This is a genomic window from Blautia sp. DFI.9.10, assembly GCF_024461705.1.
Taxonomy (GTDB): Bacteria; Bacillota; Clostridia; order Lachnospirales; family Lachnospiraceae; genus Blautia_A; species Blautia_A fusiformis.
The window spans coordinates 55,159-74,898 of sequence record NZ_JANGAA010000012.1 but is presented as its reverse complement, the minus strand read 5'-3'; the positions used below and the strand labels follow the sequence as shown (position 1 = coordinate 74,898).

At 42.9% G+C, this 19,740-nt stretch carries 19 protein-coding genes, 1 tRNA gene and 1 pseudogene; 8 read left to right on the top strand and 13 right to left on the bottom strand.

Annotated features, from left to right (window positions below; translation table 11 throughout):
• Positions 1 to 119 precede the first annotated feature (119 nt).
• The 7 genes and pseudogenes from NE671_RS09090 to NE671_RS09060 all read right to left on the bottom strand — a co-directional run bounded on the left by NE671_RS09090 (position 120) and on the right by NE671_RS09060 (position 5,630).
• Positions 120 to 1,376, bottom strand: a complete 1,257-nt coding sequence (locus NE671_RS09090) for an RNA-guided endonuclease InsQ/TnpB family protein (RefSeq protein WP_244095938.1) — start codon at positions 1,374 to 1,376, stop codon at positions 120 to 122.
• A gap of 18 nt (positions 1,377 to 1,394) precedes the next feature.
• On the bottom strand, positions 1,395 to 1,805 hold the full coding sequence (gene tnpA / locus NE671_RS09085; protein WP_173740354.1) for an IS200/IS605 family transposase: 411 nt from the start codon (positions 1,803 to 1,805) through the stop codon (positions 1,395 to 1,397).
• A 284-nt stretch (positions 1,806 to 2,089) separates the two neighbouring features.
• Complete coding sequence (locus NE671_RS09080) at positions 2,090 to 3,445, bottom strand: MATE family efflux transporter (RefSeq protein WP_330605271.1); 1,356 nt, start codon at positions 3,443 to 3,445, stop codon at positions 2,090 to 2,092.
• Positions 3,438 to 3,887, bottom strand: coding sequence for a MarR family winged helix-turn-helix transcriptional regulator (locus tag NE671_RS09075; RefSeq protein WP_117606416.1), 450 nt, complete (start codon positions 3,885 to 3,887; stop codon positions 3,438 to 3,440). The genes NE671_RS09080 and NE671_RS09075 overlap by 8 nt, the downstream gene beginning before the upstream one ends.
• Positions 3,888 to 3,995: 108 nt before the next feature.
• Positions 3,996 to 4,374, bottom strand: a pseudogene (locus tag NE671_RS09070) (AAA family ATPase); the annotation flags it as partial.
• Positions 4,364 to 5,479 carry an Arm DNA-binding domain-containing protein gene (locus NE671_RS09065; protein WP_442863822.1) on the bottom strand — a complete coding sequence of 372 codons (1,116 nt, stop codon included), beginning with the start codon at positions 5,477 to 5,479 and terminating at the stop codon, positions 4,364 to 4,366. The gene NE671_RS09065 and the pseudogene NE671_RS09070, both read right to left, overlap by 11 nt.
• Positions 5,442 to 5,630, bottom strand: coding sequence for a DNA-binding protein (locus tag NE671_RS09060; protein WP_173740352.1), 189 nt, complete (start codon positions 5,628 to 5,630; stop codon positions 5,442 to 5,444). Before NE671_RS09060 ends, NE671_RS09065 begins: the two co-directional genes overlap by 38 nt.
• Positions 5,631 to 5,834: 204 nt before the next feature.
• Between NE671_RS09060 and NE671_RS09055 the strand changes: the two genes are divergently transcribed.
• Genes NE671_RS09055 through NE671_RS09045 form a run of 3 tightly spaced genes read left to right on the top strand, consistent with a single transcriptional unit; the run spans position 5,835 to position 8,381 of the window.
• Entirely contained in the window at positions 5,835 to 6,308 is a 474-nt protein-coding gene (locus tag NE671_RS09055) for a GNAT family N-acetyltransferase (RefSeq protein ID WP_173740351.1), read from the top strand.
• Between the two features lie 21 nt (positions 6,309 to 6,329).
• Complete coding sequence (locus tag NE671_RS09050) at positions 6,330 to 6,899, top strand: helix-turn-helix domain-containing protein (RefSeq protein ID WP_173740350.1); 570 nt, start codon at positions 6,330 to 6,332, stop codon at positions 6,897 to 6,899.
• A gap of 21 nt (positions 6,900 to 6,920) precedes the next feature.
• The gene (locus tag NE671_RS09045) at positions 6,921 to 8,381 is read left to right on the top strand and encodes a P-loop ATPase, Sll1717 family (RefSeq protein WP_173740349.1); all 1,461 of its coding nucleotides are present in this window, start codon (positions 6,921 to 6,923) and stop codon (positions 8,379 to 8,381) included.
• 81 nt (positions 8,382 to 8,462) lie between these two features.
• On the opposite strand, the gene guaA is transcribed toward NE671_RS09045, so the two are convergent.
• The 6 genes from guaA to trmB form a co-directional block, all read right to left on the bottom strand.
• The gene (gene guaA, locus NE671_RS09040) at positions 8,463 to 10,040 is read right to left on the bottom strand and encodes a glutamine-hydrolyzing GMP synthase (protein WP_021652384.1); all 1,578 of its coding nucleotides are present in this window, start codon (positions 10,038 to 10,040) and stop codon (positions 8,463 to 8,465) included.
• Between the two features lie 120 nt (positions 10,041 to 10,160).
• Positions 10,161 to 11,702 (bottom strand): alanine/glycine:cation symporter family protein, encoded by a 1,542-nt coding sequence (locus NE671_RS09035; RefSeq protein ID WP_256163906.1) that lies wholly within the window; start codon positions 11,700 to 11,702, stop codon positions 10,161 to 10,163.
• A gap of 813 nt (positions 11,703 to 12,515) precedes the next feature.
• A tRNA-Lys gene (locus tag NE671_RS09030) sits at positions 12,516 to 12,588 on the bottom strand.
• Positions 12,589 to 12,682: 94 nt separating this feature from the next.
• Positions 12,683 to 12,856, bottom strand: a complete 174-nt coding sequence (locus tag NE671_RS09025; protein ID WP_156906934.1) for a hypothetical protein — start codon at positions 12,854 to 12,856, stop codon at positions 12,683 to 12,685.
• Between the two features lie 114 nt (positions 12,857 to 12,970).
• The gene (locus NE671_RS09020; protein WP_256163905.1) at positions 12,971 to 14,299 is read right to left on the bottom strand and encodes an MATE family efflux transporter; all 1,329 of its coding nucleotides are present in this window, start codon (positions 14,297 to 14,299) and stop codon (positions 12,971 to 12,973) included.
• Positions 14,300 to 14,309: 10 nt separating this feature from the next.
• Positions 14,310 to 14,966 carry a tRNA (guanosine(46)-N7)-methyltransferase TrmB gene (gene trmB / locus NE671_RS09015; protein WP_021652379.1) on the bottom strand — a complete coding sequence of 219 codons (657 nt, stop codon included), beginning with the start codon at positions 14,964 to 14,966 and terminating at the stop codon, positions 14,310 to 14,312.
• A gap of 612 nt (positions 14,967 to 15,578) precedes the next feature.
• On the opposite strand from trmB, the gene NE671_RS09010 reads away from it, so the two are divergent.
• From NE671_RS09010 to NE671_RS08990, 5 genes are all read left to right on the top strand, one after another.
• The gene (locus tag NE671_RS09010; RefSeq protein WP_021653134.1) at positions 15,579 to 15,899 is read left to right on the top strand and encodes a hypothetical protein; all 321 of its coding nucleotides are present in this window, start codon (positions 15,579 to 15,581) and stop codon (positions 15,897 to 15,899) included.
• A gap of 19 nt (positions 15,900 to 15,918) precedes the next feature.
• Positions 15,919 to 16,962: a V0D/AC39 family V-type ATPase subunit gene (locus NE671_RS09005; RefSeq protein WP_021653135.1), complete on the top strand. Its 1,044-nt coding sequence runs from the start codon at positions 15,919 to 15,921 to the stop codon at positions 16,960 to 16,962.
• Between the two features lie 18 nt (positions 16,963 to 16,980).
• On the top strand, positions 16,981 to 18,921 hold the full coding sequence (locus tag NE671_RS09000; protein WP_256163904.1) for a V-type ATP synthase subunit I: 1,941 nt from the start codon (positions 16,981 to 16,983) through the stop codon (positions 18,919 to 18,921).
• Positions 18,922 to 18,988: 67 nt separating this feature from the next.
• Positions 18,989 to 19,420: an ATP synthase subunit C gene (locus tag NE671_RS08995; protein ID WP_015525392.1), complete on the top strand. Its 432-nt coding sequence runs from the start codon at positions 18,989 to 18,991 to the stop codon at positions 19,418 to 19,420.
• A gap of 1 nt (position 19,421) precedes the next feature.
• A complete protein-coding gene (locus NE671_RS08990; protein ID WP_021653137.1) occupies positions 19,422 to 19,730 on the top strand; it encodes a V-type ATP synthase subunit F in 309 nt (102 codons plus the stop codon).
• Positions 19,731 to 19,740: the final 10 nt, after the last annotated feature.

The window sequence follows — 19,740 nt, the reverse complement described above, 5'->3', positions numbered from 1 at the left end:
CGTAAATATTATCCTAGTGAATTACTCGGTAACTGAGTTACCAGAGCATCTGAATTAAGGCGGGATACCGCCTTTTTTCAGGGTGCATCCATGACACCACTACTGTTTGCTCTTTAGAGCTATACAGCTACTTTTATTATTTCCGGTGTTTTCAGTCCGGTTACGGACAGTTCTCTTTTTACTCTGGATACGGAGTGATATTTTCTCAGGATATTATATGCGCCTACAGCATCTGCGTTATAGGTTCTGTTTCCATCTCTGTACAACCCTCTCTCTTTCCGTTTGGACGGCTCTGCATATCTTTTCTCCACTTTCGGTGACAGCGGACTGCACTGGCTGGTATAACTTTCTTCCTGTTTTATAAAACGGATCCCATATCTTTTCAGCTTATATTCCAGCATGATGTAGATCCTGTTATACGGCAGGCTGTGGAACTTCTGGTTTGTCCTGTGTCCCAGATCTTTTTCTCTCCGGATATTCCGGATATCCCCTGCAACGACACAAGTGATCCCCTGTTCCCGGCAGTATTCTGCAAGATACCTTGTGACCTTGTGCAGATAATCCGTTACTGAATCATGTTTTCTCTTATATAACTTCCTGATATGTTTTGATGTAGCCAGATACTTTACTCCCTTTCCGGACTGCTGCCCATACCACTGAGCCTGCACCCTTGCGATCTCTTTATGGAAATATTTTTCCAGTGCAAGGTACTTCCTGCCTAGGATAAACGTCTTCCCATTTTCGGAATCATAACACGTCATAAGGTTATGAAGCCCCAGATCAATGGACAGTTCATGTCCGTTCTGTGGAAGTTCTTCCTGGTCAGGAACCTCATAAACAACAATAATTTTACAGCTTCCCTTCTCCGGCGGATAGATCCGCATCTGTTTGATCTGATCCATGCCCCTGAAAATCTTATTTTCAAGGTAAAGAAAGTTTTCATGGATCTGATACGTTTCTTCCATATATTTTTTTAATGCCTTTGGAAGGGACAGGCGGACTCTGCCCGTATCCCGCTCATGCACGATCCCCATCTGCATATAGGTAATGGGAATACTTTCCTGCTTAAAACGCGGCGGTCTGGGAGTCCCGATCCCCCCGGATCTTTTCAGGGCATAAAAAGACTTCCATGCCTTGTCCAGCAGTTTGCAGACTTCCTGGGCAGTCTGGGACGGGAGCTGTTTATACCACGGATCCTCTTTATGCGTTTTTTTCTGATAATACCAGTCCGGATACTGCTCTATCCCAGTTTCTTTGTAATGCTGACGCTCGTAATTACAGACATTCCAGAGCTTGGATGCTGCATAGCACATATGCCCGATGAGGTTCGCATATTCCCGGCTGACCTTTATGGATGTTTTCTTTGACAGCAGCATTTCCTCTCCTCCATAGTATCAGTACGCTTTGCTCTGATGTTCGATGTACCTGCGGATATTTTCTTCCGATACAGATCCGACCGTTTCCACATAATAGGAATGATTCCACAGCTCCCCTTTCCAAAGCTGGTTTCTTATTTCCGGAAAACGTTCGAAAAGTTTCCTGCCAGAGATCCCCTTCAGGTATTTCATGATCGCAGTTATGGATAATTTCGGAGGGGCTGACACAAAACAGTGTACATGGTCTCCTTCCTCACATTCAAACAGATGGACCGTAAAGCCCTTATCTTCTGCGATCTCCTGCACCAGTTCCTGCAGATATGCCTCGACCTCCGCACTTAATATCTTCCGCCGGTATTTTACCGACCATACCATATGGTAATTAATATTGCACACACAAGTGCGATAATGTATAAGATTTTCTTTCATGCATATAGTATACCATGATATCAAAAATTTCACAATAAAGCATCGAACATATTTTCTTTTTTATGATGCTGGATACCGTTTTTTATAGGGAGAAATTGAATAAAAACCGTTTTGTTATTTTTATTTATTATGAGTGCAGATATGCACAGTTTGCGCTTTCATCTCGGTAATTGAATTGCTGAGGATTCCCGCTTATTATCCTAAATTTATCGCAATGGTTTTTAAGTTTTTGCTTCTTGATTACTTAACGGCGGAAAAAGAATGTTTTCACATAGGGCTGTTGTTTACATGTCATTTTTTTGTTTTTTTAATTCTATACCCACCAGTACAACAGATAGCATAAACGCTGAAAAATCAGCAACAGGTCCCGCAAGCAATACTCCCATAATTCCGAAACGAAGCGGGAGCAGCAGGGTAAGCGGAATCAACACAAAGGTCTGCCTTGTTAATGCCAACAGAGCACCTTTTAACGATTTTCCTATTGCGGTAAAAAAACTGGAAGAAAGCAACTGCACACCATTTACCAACACCATGAAAAGATAGGTACGCATGAACAAAACAGCAAATTCAAAATACAGCTCGTCCCCATCTCCGAATAGCGAAATGATAGATTGCGGGAAAAATTGAAATGCGATGAAAGCAATTGTGGAAACAACAAGGTTCCATTTTACCGCAAGCAGGTAAGCCTCCCGTACACGATGGTATTGCCTTGCCCCATAGTTGAAGCCGATAATCGGCTGTGTTCCCTGCGAGATTCCTACAACAATCGCAAGGATTATGGCATTTGTTTTCATAACGATTCCGCAAGCAGCTAAGGGAATATCTGTTCCATATTTTGTTAATGCGCCGTAATAAGTCAACGAATTGTACTGAATGATTTGAATCACGGTAACTGCAATCTGGTTTGAGCTGCTGCTGATTCCCATGCTGCAAATTTTCATGCTTTCTTTGATGTCCAATAAAAACGACTCTTTTTCAAAATGGATTGTTTGGAAACGCCATAGATAACGGAGTGCGAGTATGAAGGAAAAAATTTGCCCAATAACTGTTGCACAAGCTCCGCCGGCAATCCCCCAATCGCAAGCAAAAATAAAAATAGGGTCAAGAATGGTATTGATAATAGCTCCCATAACCATGCAAACCATTGAATACTTTGGTTTTCCATCTGCTCGAATCAAATTGCTCATACCATTCGTTACAATAAGAAACGGCATTCCAATCAATGTTATGCTGGCATACCGCTTTGCATATGGAAATACATCTGTCGTTGCCCCAAATGCCTTTAGGAGCAAAGACAGAAAAGCTTCACCAACCAACAAATAAATAATTCCGAAAATCCCCATCAGAACAATACCATTTCCCGCTGCTTTGGCGGCAGCTTTCGGCTCTTTGCGTCCAAGACAGAGGGAAACACGGGAAGCACTGCCAATTCCAACCAGCAGTGCAATAGCAAGGCAGATGGTAGAGAACGGGTAGGCAACATTGGTTGCTGCATTTCCCAGATAACCGACCCCTTGACCAATAAAAATCTGATCCACAATATTGTAGATTGAGCCGACAAGAGACGCCGTAATACTGGGAATGGCAAAATCTTTTAACAGTTTTGAAATTTTTTCATATCCTAGGGGATTCTCAGTCATTAAATTCATCCCCCTTTCTTTCTATACGGAGTTCCGCTGTAATATTTTCACCTGCCTGAATCAGCAAATCAATAAAGAGGTTTTTATCAGATTCCCTGAAGCCTTGCAATAAAAGAGCTTCTGTCTTTTCACATACCGTCTGTACCTCATCAATTACAGACAGTGCACGTTCCGTAGGATACAGCTTACACGTCCGCTTATCCTTATCATTTGGGGAACGCATAATCATTCCCTGCTTTTCTAATGCCGCAACTGTCCGTACAATATTGCTCGGATGAACATAAAACATATCCATTAAAGAATCCTGTAAAATGCCAGGCGAACGACAGATTTTAATCAAAAACATATATTGGCTGTTGTTGATTCCAAAGGGGGCAAGCTGTTTATCCAAATAGATTTTGTAAAATCGGTCTGTTACTGAAAGCCATTTTAATAGTTTCATAGATATATTCCTCCTAACCACCAGTATTATAACGCAACATGCGTGCGCACGCAATTACTTTTAACATTATATCTGCCGCTTTGTCCTCCTAAACACAAATCAATTCTACATACGGTACAGCCTTTCCTGCAGGCAACGGTAATCATCTTCAAGGGCAAGATACAACACCGCCGCTTTGCGGGCAGGGTAATCCCATAAAGGAATCCCCCCTGCTGATATGGTAGGCTATCTGCGCCATCAGAAAGCTCTTGCCGAGCTTCGGCGCACCTGCGAAAAGATAAATGCCAGTATAAAGCAGACCGTCAATCAGCGGCGGCTTGCTTGGATATACCGTGTCGTAAAGTTCTGCCATAGAAACCGTTTCAAGCATTTTGCTATTGTTTTTCGGCGGATTATTGGATATACTGTTATTGTTTACATTAGGTGGCTGCTCCGTATCTGCGCTATCAGATACAACAGGAGCGGTCACTTCTTTTTTATTCGCCATCTTCACCCTCTCCTTTCAGACCGCCGAGGATAACGGCAATCAATTCAATAGTATCTAATAACTCATTGTCAACGCTGCCGCCCGCTTCAATCCTCTGTAATTCCGTAAGAACAGCGGCAAGCTCATTGCGGAGTGCCTTATACACCCTCGGATTGCCCTGCACAACTACGTCTTGGCACAACAGCCGTCCTCTCGTCATTTCATGGTGCAAGAAACTTTTTGTCAGATGAAAGATACGGTCAGTAGGAAGAATCCCGTACAACCTGCCGATATAATCTTTCAGTTCTTCACACAAGAAATCCGGCATACTCACATTCCGCTTGCTTTTCGGTGTCTTTGGGTCTGTAATCACATCTTTGCCCTCTAACCGCTGATAGGATTTTGTTATCCGAATGACTTTGTTATCAAAATCAATATCCTGCGGTGTGAGGACTAACAGTTCGCCTACCCGTAAGCCGCACCAGTATAATATATGAAATGCATGATAAGAATATGGTTTGTCCTTTACCGCTTCAATGAATTTCAAATATTCTTCTTTCGTCCAAAAAAGCATTTCCTCCGCTTTCCCCTTTCCGAGCGGTCCAGCCTTTACAACAGGATTACTTTTCAATTCATAGAACCGTACCGCATGATTAAACAATGCGCTCAATTCTGATTGCAGAGTTTTCAGATAAGTCGGAGCATAAGGCTTTCCTTTTTCATCACGATAAGAAATTTGCTCATTCTGCCACTGGATAATATCTTTTGGACGAATATCTCGCATTTTCTTGTCTTTAAAATAGGGAAGCAGCTTCGTTCGCAAAATATGCTCCTTTGTCAGCCAGGTATTGTGTTTCAGCTTCGGTTTCATGTCTCTTGTGTAGGCTTTTACAAAATCCTCAAAAGTCATATCCAGCTCTGCCGCTTCTTTCATACGGAAATGCCGCTCCCACTCTGTTGCTTCCCGTTTGGTCTTAAACCCTCTCTTGACTTTCCGGCAGTTTTTACCAGTCCAATCGTAATAATGGAACGACACATACCATGTTCCACGCTGTTCGTCTTTGTACGCCGCCATAGTCTCACTCCTTTCAATTCGCCTGCGCCATACCATAAAACTTTTCTTCATAGTATTTTCTGCTCACCCGTCCAGCGATTGTGATAAATCCTTTCTCTTCCAGTTCTTCATTCATCTGCCGCACCAACTTATAAGCAAATGGTTTAGAAACGCCTAAATCCTGCGCCACTTCTCCGGCTGTTACAAATAAATTATTTTTCAAATACACGTCCTCCTTTTTCATTTTAACTTTTTTGTTAAGTTTTGTATTCTCAGTATACTTAACATTTTCGTTATTGTCAATAGCTTTTTTGTTAAGTTTATCTTTTTTATTAAATTTAGCATTTCTGATAAGTTTTTGTTGCTGTATTATTTTAGGTGTGCTACAATGTAAAAAACGGGAGATCCATTTTATAAGGAGAGATTTATGGAATATACGATACGAAAAATGACAGTGCCGGAATATCCGCTGTTGAGTGATCTTCTATATGAAGCTATTTTTATTCCAGACGGTATAAAGCCGCCACCGAGAGATATTATTGCTTCTCCCGAATTGCAGATTTATATTGAGCGTTTCGGAACATCAAAAGATGATTTTGCATTAGTCGCAGAAATTGAAAGAAAAATCGTTGGCGCCGTATGGGTACGCATTATGAACGATTATGGACATATTGATGACGAAACTCCCTCCCTTGCAATCTCTCTGCACAAAGAATACAGAGGGAAGGGGCTGGGAACCAATATGATGAAAGAAATGCTATCTTTATTGAAAACACATGGTTATAAACATGTTTCGCTTTCCGTTCAAAAGGCTAATTATGCGGCTGAGATGTATCGAAAAATCGGCTTTAAAATTGTAAGCGAAAATAAAGAGGAATGGATTATGACATATTATCTATAATTTTCAGAAAGGATACCGACTATGACGTTAGGAGAACGAATAAAAAGAATCCGCACATTTCGGGGATTAACGCAACGGGAATTGGGGTTGAAATTAGGATATGAGGAACGCAATGCTGACGTTCGTGTGGCACAATACGAATCCGGCTATCGTGTTCCCAAAAAAGATTCACTGATGGAAATTGCCAAGATTTTGAATGTCAACTATATCAATTTCATTACAGAAGCCCCTGGCTGCGCAGAGGATATTATGCAGACTTTTTTCTGGCTTGATGAAGATAATCGCAATGCCTTTCATCTGTTCCAACTTGTCCGCAATCCCGGCAAATGCAACGCTTCTGATGATAAATCCATTCGATACAATGACAGTGACGAATGGCCTGCTCATGCCCCTGTTGGTATGTGGATTGATTATGGTCTGGTAAATGAATTTCTGCGTGAATGGTGTTTGCGGAAAGAACAGCTAAAAAGCGGAGAGATTTCAGAAGATGAGTATTTTGAGTGGAAAATCAACTGGCCTGCTTCCAGCAGCAGCGTTGATGAAAAGGGACATGACAAGAAAAATAGCAGTTATCAGTGGAAAATCCAATAATACGTAGTGAGGTATATAATAATGATTAAACGAGATTCTCTCAATTTAACAAAACTTTTTGGAAAAGACCGATCACAAGAAGATGAAAATTTGCAACACTATTTCATTAAAACAAGACAATATGAGGAAATCAAGCGCGGAGATAAAGAACTAGTATTAGGACGCAAAGGTGCCGGAAAAAGTGCATTATTCTCAATACTTGCAAAAGAAGCACAGGAAAGTGATAATACCATACCAGTAAAAATTTCATTTGATGGAGAAGATTTTGTATACATTGAGAATTGGCTAAACTCACATAATTTTTCTGAACCTCTTAATGATGATTTTAAATATTCATTAGCGTGGAAAAACTTTATTCTTAATGAAATAATATATTCTTCAATTCCATATATTGAATATTTTGATGACTCACTTAAAGCTAAATTGGTTCAAGACGGTGTATTAAGTGATAGTTCTTGGAAACGTTTTGCTACTGCAATTTTTAATGTATTTAAAGGTGGCAAGCTACAAAGTTCATTTGGCGAAGTTGAATTGGATTTTTCAAGTCTTACATCCTTATCCTTACAAGATAAAGAAAAAATCAAAGCGGAGCTAACTCGTTTAATAAAAAATAATACCTTTTCAATAGTCATAGATAATTTAGATGAACCGTGGAAAAACAACGATAATATGAACGCCTGGCTAAGAGGATTATTCTTCGCAATTCGTCAGTTAAAAAGAGAGTATACTAATCTTAAAATTGTTGCGTTTTTAAGAACGGATATATTTGAAGTTATTTCAAAAGGCAGTGATCTATTTGATTCTAAAAGCGAAATAACAACTATATCTTGGGATGACAACAATTTCTTTAGCCTAAAACAACTTGTCGCAGCTAGAATAGCATACTATTTGGGAGAACCAATGCCGACCTGTTTTAGAGATATTAATAAATATTGGAATATGTTCTATCCTCTAAACATTTATTATAATGGGAAAGCGAACTATCTTAATAATTACATAATTACACGAACTTTTCAACGTCCGCGTGAATTGCTTCAATTTTGTCGGCTAATTCTTGAGTTTAGCAAAAAGATATATTTACCTGTAGAAGAAAATGCGGTTGCACCTGCAGAACTACAATATTCAAACTGGAAATTAATAGACCTTGTAGGTGAATACTCAAAAACATGTAAAAATATCGATAAATGTATTTTGTCATTTGTTGGTGTTCGTAAAAAATGGGATTGGGACTGTCCTTCACTCATAACACATATTGACAAAATAGATGAAACCGAAAAATTGTATGATGCTATTACAAATCAAAACTATTCAGCCAAAGAAGCGGTCTCATTCCTTTATCAAATTGGCTTTTTAAGGAAAGTTATTCATGAACCCGGAAAAAGGGTAAAATATCGAATGTACTACGAAGATGATACAATTAATTATCAAAAGTCCATTTTTGATATTCATCCCGCTTTTAGGAAAAAATTTACCAATTCATAATACGGGTATCAAAAAGGTATCACACCACACACTAAGAGCCGGAAAGTCCGCTGTTTAAGCGGCTTCCCGGCTCTCTGTTTACTATTCAAACTCAATCGTTCCAGGCGGCTTACTGGTAAGATCATAAAATACGCGGTTTACGCCCTTAACTTCATTAATAATACGGTTCATCACCTTATTAAGTACTGCATAAGGAATCTCAGCAGACTCCGCAGTCATGAAGTCAATGGTCTTAACGGCGCGGAGCGCCACTGCATAATCGTATGTTCTGAAGTCTCCCATTACACCTACACTTCGCATATTTGTAAGGGCTGCAAAGTACTGGTTCGGCATCCAGGACGGATCTTCTCCGTGTTCTTTTTTGTAGTCGGCGGCTGCATTGTCGACTTCTTCACGGTAGATGTAGTCTGCATCCTGTACGATGCGTACTTTTTCCTCGGTGACTTCACCGATGATACGGATTCCAAGTCCCGGGCCCGGGAATGGCTGACGGAATACCAGTCTTTCCGGAATTCCAAGCTCAAGGCCGGCTTTACGGACCTCATCTTTGAACAGGTCACGAAGCGGCTCAATGATTTCTTTGAAATCAACGAAATCCGGAAGACCTCCTACGTTGTGATGGGATTTGATCACTGCGGATTCTCCGCCGAGACCGCTCTCTACAACGTCCGGATAAATGGTTCCCTGTGCAAGGAAATCTACAGCACCGATCTTCTTGGCTTCTTCCTCGAAGATACGGATAAATTCCTCACCGATGATCTTACGCTTCGCTTCAGGCTCTGTAACACCGGCAAGCTTGTCGTAATATCTCTGCTGTGCGTTCACGCGGATAAAGTTCAGGTCAAACTGACCATTCGGTCCGAATACACCTTCAACCTCATCACCTTCATCCTTACGAAGAAGGCCATGATCTACAAATACGCAAGTAAGCTGCTTACCGATCGCTCTGGAAAGAAGTCCTGCTGCCACGGAGGAATCTACACCACCTGACAGGGCAAGGAGAACTTTTCCATCACCAACTTTCTCGCGGATCTCTTTGATCGTATGTTCAACAAAGGCATCCATCTTCCAGTCTCCGGCACATTCGCAGACACCAAGTACGAAGTTGGACAGCATTGTCTTTCCTTCTACTGTGTGCAATACTTCCGGATGGAACTGGATCGCATACAGTTTCTTCTCTTCATTCTGTGCAGTTGCTACCGGACAGTCTGCAGTATGTGCAGCGATCTCAAATCCCGGTGCAGTCTGGGAAATATAGTCTGTATGGCTCATCCAGCAGATTGTTTTGTCGGATACATTTTTGAAGATCCTGGAATCTTTCTTATCGATGAGAAGCTCTGTCTTACCGTATTCGCTGACATCTGCCTTCTCAACTTTTCCGCCAAGGACATGCATCATAAGCTGTGCTCCATAGCAAAGTCCAAGTACCGGAATACCAAGCTCAAATAATTCCTTCTGGTAAGTCGGTGAATCTGCCTCATAGCAGCTGTTTGGTCCGCCGGTAAGGATGATTCCCTTAGGATTCATCGCTTTAATCTTCTCAAGATCTGTCTTGTAAGAATAAATTTCGCAATATACATTGCATTCTCTGACACGTCTTGCAACCAGCTGATTGTACTGACCGCCAAAATCAATGACAATAACTAATTCTCTTTTCAAGGCTTTCCTCCTGTTATTTATAACATCTTTAGAATCTGTTACTCATTATAAATGAGTACATGCACTTTTACAATGCTAATTTTATCTCCCGCCGGAATTTTTATTTTCCGGAAAAATTTTTTACTGCTTTTTTGCCTGCTCATCCCAGTAAGCGCAGTCATTTCTTCCAATTACCTCCGATGTAAACGGAGTACCGTCATTCTTCTTATAATGTCTGGTCGCCCGGAAAACATATTTCGCACCGACATAAACGATCGGTACGTTGAAAAATACGATCAGAATATTTCCAAGATCAGAAAATGCCCAGAGATTTCCAAGCTCCAGTCCTGCGATATTACAGAGGATACCAAATGCGGCAACAAAAAGACCGATACAGCGTACAAAATTAATACAGATCTTATCCTTGCGAATACGGTTTGCTGCGATTTCCGAAAAACTGATCATTCCAAGCAGACAGGTAAATGCAAACAGGCAGAAACATAAGGTTACAAGAAATGTAATGATCCCGTTCATTGCAGTTCCCGGAGTCAGCACAGCAATGGACTCCGTATATTTGGGAAGTTTATCAAGAGCCTGCCAGCTTTCCGCATCTGCTCCCGTCCAGCAATGTGCCATAACTACCACAAATCCGGTAAGTGTACAGATCACAATGGTATCAAGAAAAACTCCCAGAGAAGCGATCACACCCTGCTCACATGGATGCTTTGCGTCAGCTGCTGCCGCTGACATGGTGATCGTTCCCTGACCAGCCTCATTGGACATCAGGCCTCGTTTTACGCCCTGTGCAAGAACCGTTCCAAAAACACCTCCAAAAAATGCATCCGGCTTAAAGGCTCCTGCAAACACGCTTCCGAAGAAATACGGAATACGGGTAAAATTCAATATGATAAGAAGTAACACTACTACCATATAGAGCACCGCCATCACCGGCACCATCATATCTGTCCATTTGGATACTTTTTTGATTCCGCCAAATGCGATAGCTGCTGTGAGGATTACGATCAGCGTACCTACTATATAATAGAAGGCTGATCCGCTTGGGATGGTTTTTCCGGTTACGATCTCTGCCATGCGTCCTACTGATGAAACAACGTTAAAGCCCTGTGCCGGCAGACAGCAAAGCGCATACAGAATATACAATACCGAAAGAAAAACACCGATCCATACCTTATTTCCAAGAAGCTTTCTCCCATAAAAAGGAAGACCTCCTACGAACTCATCGTCCTTCTTCTCCTTGAAAATCTGAGCAAGGACACCCTCCATGTATGCAACTGCCATCCCGAAAAACGCAGATATCCACATCCAGAACAGGGCCCCCGGTCCACCCACTGCAATAGCACCTGTTACGCCCAGGATATTTCCCGGTCCTACACGCATAGCTGAACTCAGAAAAAACGATGCAAGCGGCGAAATTCCTGTTTCCACAACACGTTTCTCCGTCATGGTCCTGATTCCTTTTTTAAAGTAAGTCACCTGCATAAAACCGATCCTGAAACTGAAAAAAATCCCGGACCCAAGAAGTAGTATGATCGCAAAGGATATATTTCCCAGAATCGGGATACTGCTGTACCAGTCAAAATTCGTGGGGAACTCCCACAGAAAATCAGACAGTGGACCGATAAAGCTGAACACTCCATTGATCGCCTCAAACACTTTCTCCATAGCCATCTCCTCCCTTTTCATCTGAATACCTCAGAATTGAACCATCTTTCCGGATATCACATTTTCCGCTGGACATAAAATATAGATATATTCATTTATACCCCTCAGAAAAATTTCCGCACCTGTTCATATAACATGTGTACCACATCCATCCTCGTTCATTTCCCCTCCGGATTTTTATGCTATGGTTTATTATACCGTATCGGCTTAAAAAAGTCTTATTTATTTTCACTATTTTTGTACAAATTTCAGAATTTTCTATTCTTACAAGCCCCACCGACTGCTATTGCTTTTCGCACCCCCCGCAGGGGACTTACTTGATTCGAGTCAAGCGGATATTCGCAATCCGCTTCGCTACGCGGCTCTACACCGAATAACTGCTTCACAGTTTGTCAGACTTTATAAGATATTTAGACTTTCCTCACAAATTTTTAAAACGCTTCTCACAGTTCCATCACATTTTGACGGTATATTATTAATCAAATAAAGCACAAAGCTTTTTCATCTTATAGATCATTACTTATTTTTCTTTTCATACTCTGCCGGGTCCCTTCCAAGACCCGGCCCTCCTTTTTATCTTCTTACAAACTCCCATAGTATACCATCCTTTCTTTATTTAAAAGGATCTATACCTATAATCATGGTGTCTATATTAGACATTCTGATTCTATCTGATGATCGACATTTTCATCTCGGTCCATTTACTCCGCATCACTTCACGCCCAGATATCCTTATCCCCCCTGAAACCCGAATAAACACAACAAAAAAACACCGTCCCCGCAGCTCTATATCTGCAAAAACAGTGCCTTTAGTGCGTCTTCAGGGGTTCGAACCCTGGACACCCTGATTAAGAGTCAGGTGCTCTACCAACTGAGCTAAAGACGCTTATTTAATTGTTTGTCTTTCGTTTTTTGTTTCGTTCGTTCCTCAAGACATGTTGTATTATACGTTATGATTTGAGGAAAGTCAACACCTTTTTTTAATTTTTTTTATTTTTTTCTTTTTTATTTTTTATATCTTCATTTGATGCAATTTTGTTCAGTGATTTTTCTATTTCTGACAGCGAATTTCTGATCTGGGCAGCCTGGCTGTTAATGCTGCGGCTTACCGTATGGAGATTCTGCTGCATGGATCTGAATTTTCTTTTTTTCAAAACTTATGGCCTCCTGCTTTGCGCAAATACCTTTCCAACATCACGGATATTTTATTATATGAAAATATCCTGATCTGTTTCCTGATATTTGCGCAAAGTATTTAAAGCGGACTCTTAGAAATCCACTTTTTTCCACCAGCGCCATACCAGCACCACCGCCAGCACTGCCGTAAGGAAATCCGAGATTGCCTGAGAAGCCAGAACGCCATAATACCCTGCCACCTTAAGAGCGATCATCAGTACAACCGCAAAGACCACTCCCTGTCTGCTCACTGATAACAGAAAAGCTCCCATAGCCTGTCCTGCAGACTGAAACGTACAGGTGCTGATCAGCACGATTCCCATACACAACATTCCCGCCAGCTGCAGCCGAAGCATCAGCGCGCCATTTTCCACAACGGAAGGATCGCTCATAAAGATCTTTACCATCTGCGGGGCAAAAAATCCAAGTACCGCCATCAGTACAAGCGCCATTCCTCCCTCAAGAAGATATGCAAACTTCAAAGTTGCTTTCAACCTTGTGCGGTTTCTCGCGCCGTAATTGTATCCGGTCAGCGGCTGTCCACCAAAGGCAAAACCAACCAGGACCAACGCAGCGATCATATTAATTTTCATAACGATTCCCATAGCTGCAACCTTATCGTCACCAAATCCCAGCAACGCGCGGTTTGTCAACGCAATTCCGATGCTCTGCATCAGATTAGTAACAGAAGCCGGAATACCAATGGCAAAAACCGCTCCTATCTCCGACCTGGAAATGTGAAATCCCCTGGGATCCACAGAAAGATTTTTGCTCTTTTTAATAAGAAACCATACAAAGAAAATATCGGTACAAACATTTCCGATCACGGTCGCTGTAGCTGCGCCGGCCGCACCCCAGCCCAGTACAAAGATCATGATCGGATCCAGAATAATGTTTACAACTGCGCCAAGTACAGAACCAACCATCGAAGCCGTCGCAAATCCTTCTGTTCGTAACTGATTGGACGGTGTCAGCGCAACAATGATAAACGGCGCCCCCAGTGCAATACAGGTATAATACTGTGACGCATACTCCCAGGTGGCCTCGCTTGCACCCAGAAGTCCCAATATCAGACTTCTGAAGATCATCAGTACAGCCGCAACTGCAACACCGCTGACGATCGCGCCATAAAAGCTGAATACGCTGATCCGCTTTGCGTCCTCGTATCTTTTTTCTCCAAAAAGCCTGGAAATAAAAGAACTGCCGCCAAGTCCGAAAATATCTCCCAGCGCGATCATCAGGGTAAAGATCGGTGATCCAAGGGCAACCCCCGCCACCAGATCCGTATTGCCGGTTCCTGCGATAAAATACGTATCTACCATATTATAAACAAGCGAGATAACCATACTGAACACAACCGGAAGTGCCAGCTTAAAATATGCCTTTGGTATAGGATACTTTTCAAAAATTTCTTCCTGCATCTTATTCCCTCTATTTCTGTCTGATCACCATTTTACAGATCGGATTTCCCATAGAAGAAAACTTCTCCTCATATTCCGTCATGACATTTCCCTTCACCAGCTCCTCATCATGATGAAGATCAAAGGTACACACCTCCAGATTCCAATCGGAATCCCTAACCTCTTCCAGGGAAAACTCAAACAGACCACGGTTATCTGTCTTAAACTCTACAGTTCCTTCTTTTTTCAAAATCTTCTCATATCTTGCCAGAAATTCCCTGGACGTAAGTCTTCTCTTTGCATGACGCGCCTTCGGCCACGGATCCGAAAAATTCAGATAGATCCCATCAACCTCATCCTTCTCAAAAATCTCCGGCAGCAATCTTGCATCCACCCGGATAAAAACAAGATTGGAAAACTCCTCTCCTGCCGCTTCCAGTTCCTCTCTCTTCTGCAGCGCCCGAAGAAGCACACTGTCATACATCTCAATTCCCACAAAATTTCTCTCCGGATGAAGTCTTGCCATATCCATCAGAAAACGCCCCTTCCCCATACCAACTTCCAGAAAAAGCGGTCTCTTCACTCCAAAAACCTCATTCCACTTTCCTTTAAACCTCTCCGGCTCATCAATTACCCACTCACAATCCAAAATAGCATCCTTAGCACCCGGAATATTTCGTAATCTCATAAACAACCTCCAATAATCTTTCCATAATAATGTCTCAATGATTCTTATCAAACAACATTCCAATACTCAACTATACATGTAACCCCCACCCCGCCGCAAGCAAAAAATAAAAAAATTCTCAACCAAGCAACAGCAAAAACGCCTCGCCGTCCACCCCAACACCACCGCATCCTCTCAAACCCAACCAACCAGGCGACAGCAACGCGCCTCGCCGTCCACTTCCAACACCATCCGCATCCACTCAAACCCTCTCAACCAGGCGACAGCAACGCGCCTCGCCGTCCGCATCCACATACATCGGCTCAACCTCACACATCCAACACCGCAGCATACATACACAAGTCAACAACCTCACACCGCCACAACCAAGAACTCCTAAAAAAAGCCCGAGGGGTGTGCAGAGGGGCCGTGGCTTTACGGCCCCTTTGCGGTTTTCATTTTTTCCCAAAACTCAATCATCGTCTAATAAACAAATTTCTTTTTTTCGTCTCTTTTTGAACATATTTATTCAATAATTGCAAAAAATTTAACAATTTTTTAGTTGTTTTTACCATAAAAAAGGTGTATCATATAAAAATCAATTATAAACAATAAACAAACAAGGAGGGCGTTATGGAACAAATCCTAAATAAGCTTTCGGAAATCGAAGCTACAGCCAATGCCATCATGCAGGACGCTGCGCGACAGAAACAGGCTCTCTCGGAAGAAGCAGAAAAACAGACGAAGGAATTCGACGCTTCACTTGAAAAAGAAACCAGCGACGAGATCCGGAAGATCCGTGAAGATCTGGCCCGCGAGAAAGACGCCCGGATCAATGAGCTTCGTGCAGAAACCGAAGACCAGCTATCCAGGCTGGATGCCTATTACGAAGCCCATCACGAAAGTCTTTGCAGTGAGCTGTTTCAGAAAATAACAGGCATCACCGAAACCTGAAGGGAAAGGAAGTGATTCAATGGGCTCTGTCCTCTCATACAGCGGACTCTCCACCAAGATCCGCGCCATGCAGAGCAGGCTTGTGACAGATGAGCAGCTGGAAGAAATCGTTCAGCTTCCCAATGTCCCCCAGGTAACAGCCTACCTGAAACGGACTCCCGAATATCAGAATATCTGGTCCGGTCTCGATGAAAATGATCTTCACCGCGGACAGATAGAAAAACTCCTGAAGAAATCCATCTTCCTGAATTTTTCAAGGCTTTACCACTTTGCAAATCAGGAACAGCGAACGTTCCTGTCGCTTTACTCAAAGCGTTATGAGATCCGCGTCCTGAAAGAAATCATGACGAATCTCTTTGACCACCGGGACACCGATCCCGTAGATATTTCTCCCTACCGCGATTTTTTCAGACATCATTCCAAGCTGGACATTGACAGGCTTACTGCCTGCACCAATATGGATGAATTCATTGCGGCACTGAAGGGAAATGATTTTTTTATTCCGCTGTCTCAGGTCAACGAACGTGGAAATGCCACGCTTTTTGACTTCGGCATGGCACTTGACCTTTCGTATTTTTCACAGATCTGGAATGTGCGGAAGAAGCTTTTCAAAGGTAACGATCTGAAACAGATCACCAAGGCTTACGGTGAAAAATTCGATATGCTGAACCTGCAGTTCATCCAGCGCTCCAAACGCTGCTTTCAGATGGAACCGGCTGCTATTTACGCATTGCTGGTCCCCATGAACTACAAGCTCCGCAAAGAGGAGATCACCACCCTTGTGGAGGCCCCAACACCAGAAGAGTTCCGTCGTATCTTCAATGGAACTTATTATGGTAAGAAATACGAACAGCTGACCGTCGCCAGTCTGGAAGAATTTTATAACTATATTCTTCGCAGCATACTGGAACAGGAAGCACGCAAGGATCCCTATTCCGTAGCAGTCATCTATTCCTATTTATATCACAAAGAACATGAAGTCAACCGTCTGACCATTGCCCTTGAATGCGTGCGCTATGGCGTGGACCCAGAACAATCCCTGCGTTATATACGCAACGGTTAATAACCAGGAGGTAGCAACGTGATTGAAAAAATGAATTTTCTGAGCATCACCGGTCCCAAGGCAGATATTGACCGGGTTGTAAACACCTACCTGTGCAAGTACGAGATCCATCTGGAAAACGCTCTCTCAGAGCTGACCACAGTAGAAAGTCTGACGCCTTTCCTGGATGTCAACCCCTACAGAGATGCCTTAAATTCCATCAATACCATTTATGAGGAGCTGAAAACTCCTCCGTCCACTTCCAACAGAAGCCCGGGTATTGAAACAGCACTTTCCACAGTAAAGGAGATCCGCTCCCAGGCGGATCAGCTCCAGAAGGAACAGTCCGAACTGGAAGAAAAATGTTCCTCTCTGGAAGAATCACTGCGGATCATACGTCCCTTCCGAAATATTGATTATGATATTTCATCCATACTTCATCTGAAGTATATCCATTTTCATTTCGGACGTATCGAGAAACAGTATTATGAGAAATTCAAGAAATATATTTACGACAATCTGAACACGATCTTCCTTAAATGCGATGAAGATGACCAATACATCTGGGGCGTTTACTTCGTACCGAAGCATGATGCGCACAAAATTGATGCCGCCTACTCTTCTATGCACTTTGAAAAGATCTTTGTGCCGGATAATTATACCGGAACTGCCCAGCAGGCATTTTCAAGCGTAAGCAAACAATACGAGGATGCCCTGAAGCATCTGGAAGCACAGAAACAGAAATACCAGAGATTTCTTGCGGATCAGGCAGAAACCATCGTTACCGCCAGAAACACACTTCTTCAGTTTTCCAGAAATTTCGATGTCCGGAAAGCGGCAGCCTGCACCGGAAAGCATGAAAATTTCTATATTCTCTGCGGATGGATGACAGAAGCCGACACCAGAGCTTTTCAAGCCGATATCTCATCCGACGAAAAAATCTTCTGCCTGGTAGACGGAGAAGATACCAATACGCCGGAGCACGACCAGAACCATCAGCCGCCGACCAAGCTGAAAAACCCGAAGCTTTTCAAGCCTTTTGAAATGTATGTAAAAATGTACGGACTTCCCGCCTATGGCGAGATGGACCCTACCTGGTTTGTTGCCATCACCTACTCCTTTATTTTCGGAGCCATGTTCGGTGATGCAGGACAGGGACTCCTGCTCTTTATCGGAGGATTGCTCCTGTACAAGCTGAAGCATATCGATCTTGCCGGAATCATCAGCTGCGCCGGAGTCTTTTCCACATTTTTCGGTCTGATGTTCGGAAGTATCTTTGGATTTGAGGATGTCATACCTGCTCTGTGGCTACGGCCTGTGGACAGTATGACGACCATACCTTTTATCGGAAAACTGAATACCGTATTTATCGTTGCCATCGGCTTCGGCATGGGAATCATCCTCCTGTGTATGGTTTTCAACATCATCAATTCCTTTAAAACGCATGATGTTGAAAAAACCTGGTTTGACACCAACGCTGTAGCAGGACTTGTATTTTATGGCTCCGCAGTTCTCTGCATCGGACTCTTTGTATCCGGGCATGCAGTTCCGGGTGGTGCAGTCCTTGCCATTATGTTTGGTTTACCGCTGCTTCTTATTTTCTTCAAGGAGCCTCTTACAAACCTGGTAGAAAAAAAGGCCGAGGTTATGCCAAAAGAAAAAGGCATGTTTATCGTACAGGGTATCTTTGAACTGTTCGAGGTTATCCTGAGCTACTTTTCCAATACACTCTCCTTCGTGCGTATCGGTGCTTTTGCAGTCAGCCACGCAGCTATGATGGAGGTTGTACTTATGCTTGCAGGCGCGGAGAACGGCAGTCCGAACTGGATCGTCATCATTCTCGGAAACCTGTTCGTATGCGCTATGGAGGGCCTGATCGTAGGTATCCAGGTACTCCGTCTGGAATATTACGAAATGTTCAGCCGTTTTTACAAGGGTAGCGGACGGAAATTCGAGCCGTTCTGTTCAAAAAACAAATAAAATGCCAGAGTCGGAACGCATTCTGATCCGGGCATTCAATTAAACGAATATTAAGGAGGTCATCATCATGACAGTCATTACACAGATCACAATCGCAGTTGCACTTGTACTCAGCATCATTCTTCCATTTGGTTATTATCTTCTCGGCGAAAAAAGCCGCGGCCGCTACAAAACAGCTCTTGGTGTCAACGCCTTTTTCTTCTTCGGGATCATGCTTGTTGCCATTGCAGTAACATTTGCAGGCGGAGCTTCCGTACAAGCTGCTACAGGCGCTGACGCAGGCCTTGCAACAGGTATGGGTTACATCGCAGCAGCACTTGTTACCGGACTTTCCTGTATCGGTGGTGGTATTGCCGTTGCCAGTGCGGCAAGCGCAGCACTCGGAGCGATCAGTGAGGATCAGAGCATCCTTGGTAAATCTCTTATCTTCGTAGGTCTTGCCGAAGGTGTTGCTCTTTATGGACTGATCATCTCCTTCATGATCCTGGGTAAACTTTGATATGAAAATGTATCTGATCAGTGACAATATTGATACTCTGACAGGAATGAGACTGGCCGGTGTAGAGGGTGTGATCGTTCATGAGCACGACGAGCTGAAGGAAGCTCTGGAGCGCACCATCGCAGACAAAGAGATCGGAATCATACTCCTGACCGAAAAATTCGGTCGGGAGTTTCCTGAGATCATTGATGATGTCAAGCTTCATCACAAAACACCTCTCATCATTGAAATTCCTGACAGACATGGTACCGGCCGCAGACCTGATTTCATTACATCTTATGTAAATGAGGCCATCGGATTAAAATTATAGGCAGGTGATA

What these genes read in the sequence shown, in the direction of transcription:
- NE671_RS09090 (WP_244095938.1), bottom strand. Translation starts at nt 1,376, where the DNA reads ATGCTGCTGTCAAAGAAAACATCCATAAAGGTCAGCCGGGAATATGCG.
- NE671_RS09035 (WP_256163906.1), bottom strand. Translation starts at nt 11,702, where the DNA reads ATGGAGAAAGTGTTTGAGGCGATCAATGGAGTGTTCAGCTTTATCGGT.
- NE671_RS08995 (WP_015525392.1), top strand. Translation starts at nt 18,989, where the DNA reads ATGACAGTCATTACACAGATCACAATCGCAGTTGCACTTGTACTCAGC.
- NE671_RS09080 (WP_330605271.1), bottom strand. Translation starts at nt 3,445, where the DNA reads ATGACTGAGAATCCCCTAGGATATGAAAAAATTTCAAAACTGTTAAAA.
- NE671_RS09065 (WP_442863822.1), bottom strand. Translation starts at nt 5,479, where the DNA reads ATGAAGAAAAGTTTTATGGTATGGCGCAGGCGAATTGAAAGGAGTGAG.
- NE671_RS09050 (WP_173740350.1), top strand. Translation starts at nt 6,330, where the DNA reads ATGACGTTAGGAGAACGAATAAAAAGAATCCGCACATTTCGGGGATTA.
- NE671_RS09020 (WP_256163905.1), bottom strand. Translation starts at nt 14,299, where the DNA reads ATGCAGGAAGAAATTTTTGAAAAGTATCCTATACCAAAGGCATATTTT.
- NE671_RS08990 (WP_021653137.1), top strand. Translation starts at nt 19,422, where the DNA reads ATGAAAATGTATCTGATCAGTGACAATATTGATACTCTGACAGGAATG.
- NE671_RS09005 (WP_021653135.1), top strand. Translation starts at nt 15,919, where the DNA reads ATGGGCTCTGTCCTCTCATACAGCGGACTCTCCACCAAGATCCGCGCC.
- NE671_RS09055 (WP_173740351.1), top strand. Translation starts at nt 5,835, where the DNA reads ATGGAATATACGATACGAAAAATGACAGTGCCGGAATATCCGCTGTTG.
- tnpA (WP_173740354.1), bottom strand. Translation starts at nt 1,805, where the DNA reads ATGAAAGAAAATCTTATACATTATCGCACTTGTGTGTGCAATATTAAT.
- NE671_RS09045 (WP_173740349.1), top strand. Translation starts at nt 6,921, where the DNA reads ATGATTAAACGAGATTCTCTCAATTTAACAAAACTTTTTGGAAAAGAC.
- NE671_RS09075 (WP_117606416.1), bottom strand. Translation starts at nt 3,887, where the DNA reads ATGAAACTATTAAAATGGCTTTCAGTAACAGACCGATTTTACAAAATC.
- NE671_RS09010 (WP_021653134.1), top strand. Translation starts at nt 15,579, where the DNA reads ATGGAACAAATCCTAAATAAGCTTTCGGAAATCGAAGCTACAGCCAAT.
- trmB (WP_021652379.1), bottom strand. Translation starts at nt 14,966, where the DNA reads ATGAGATTACGAAATATTCCGGGTGCTAAGGATGCTATTTTGGATTGT.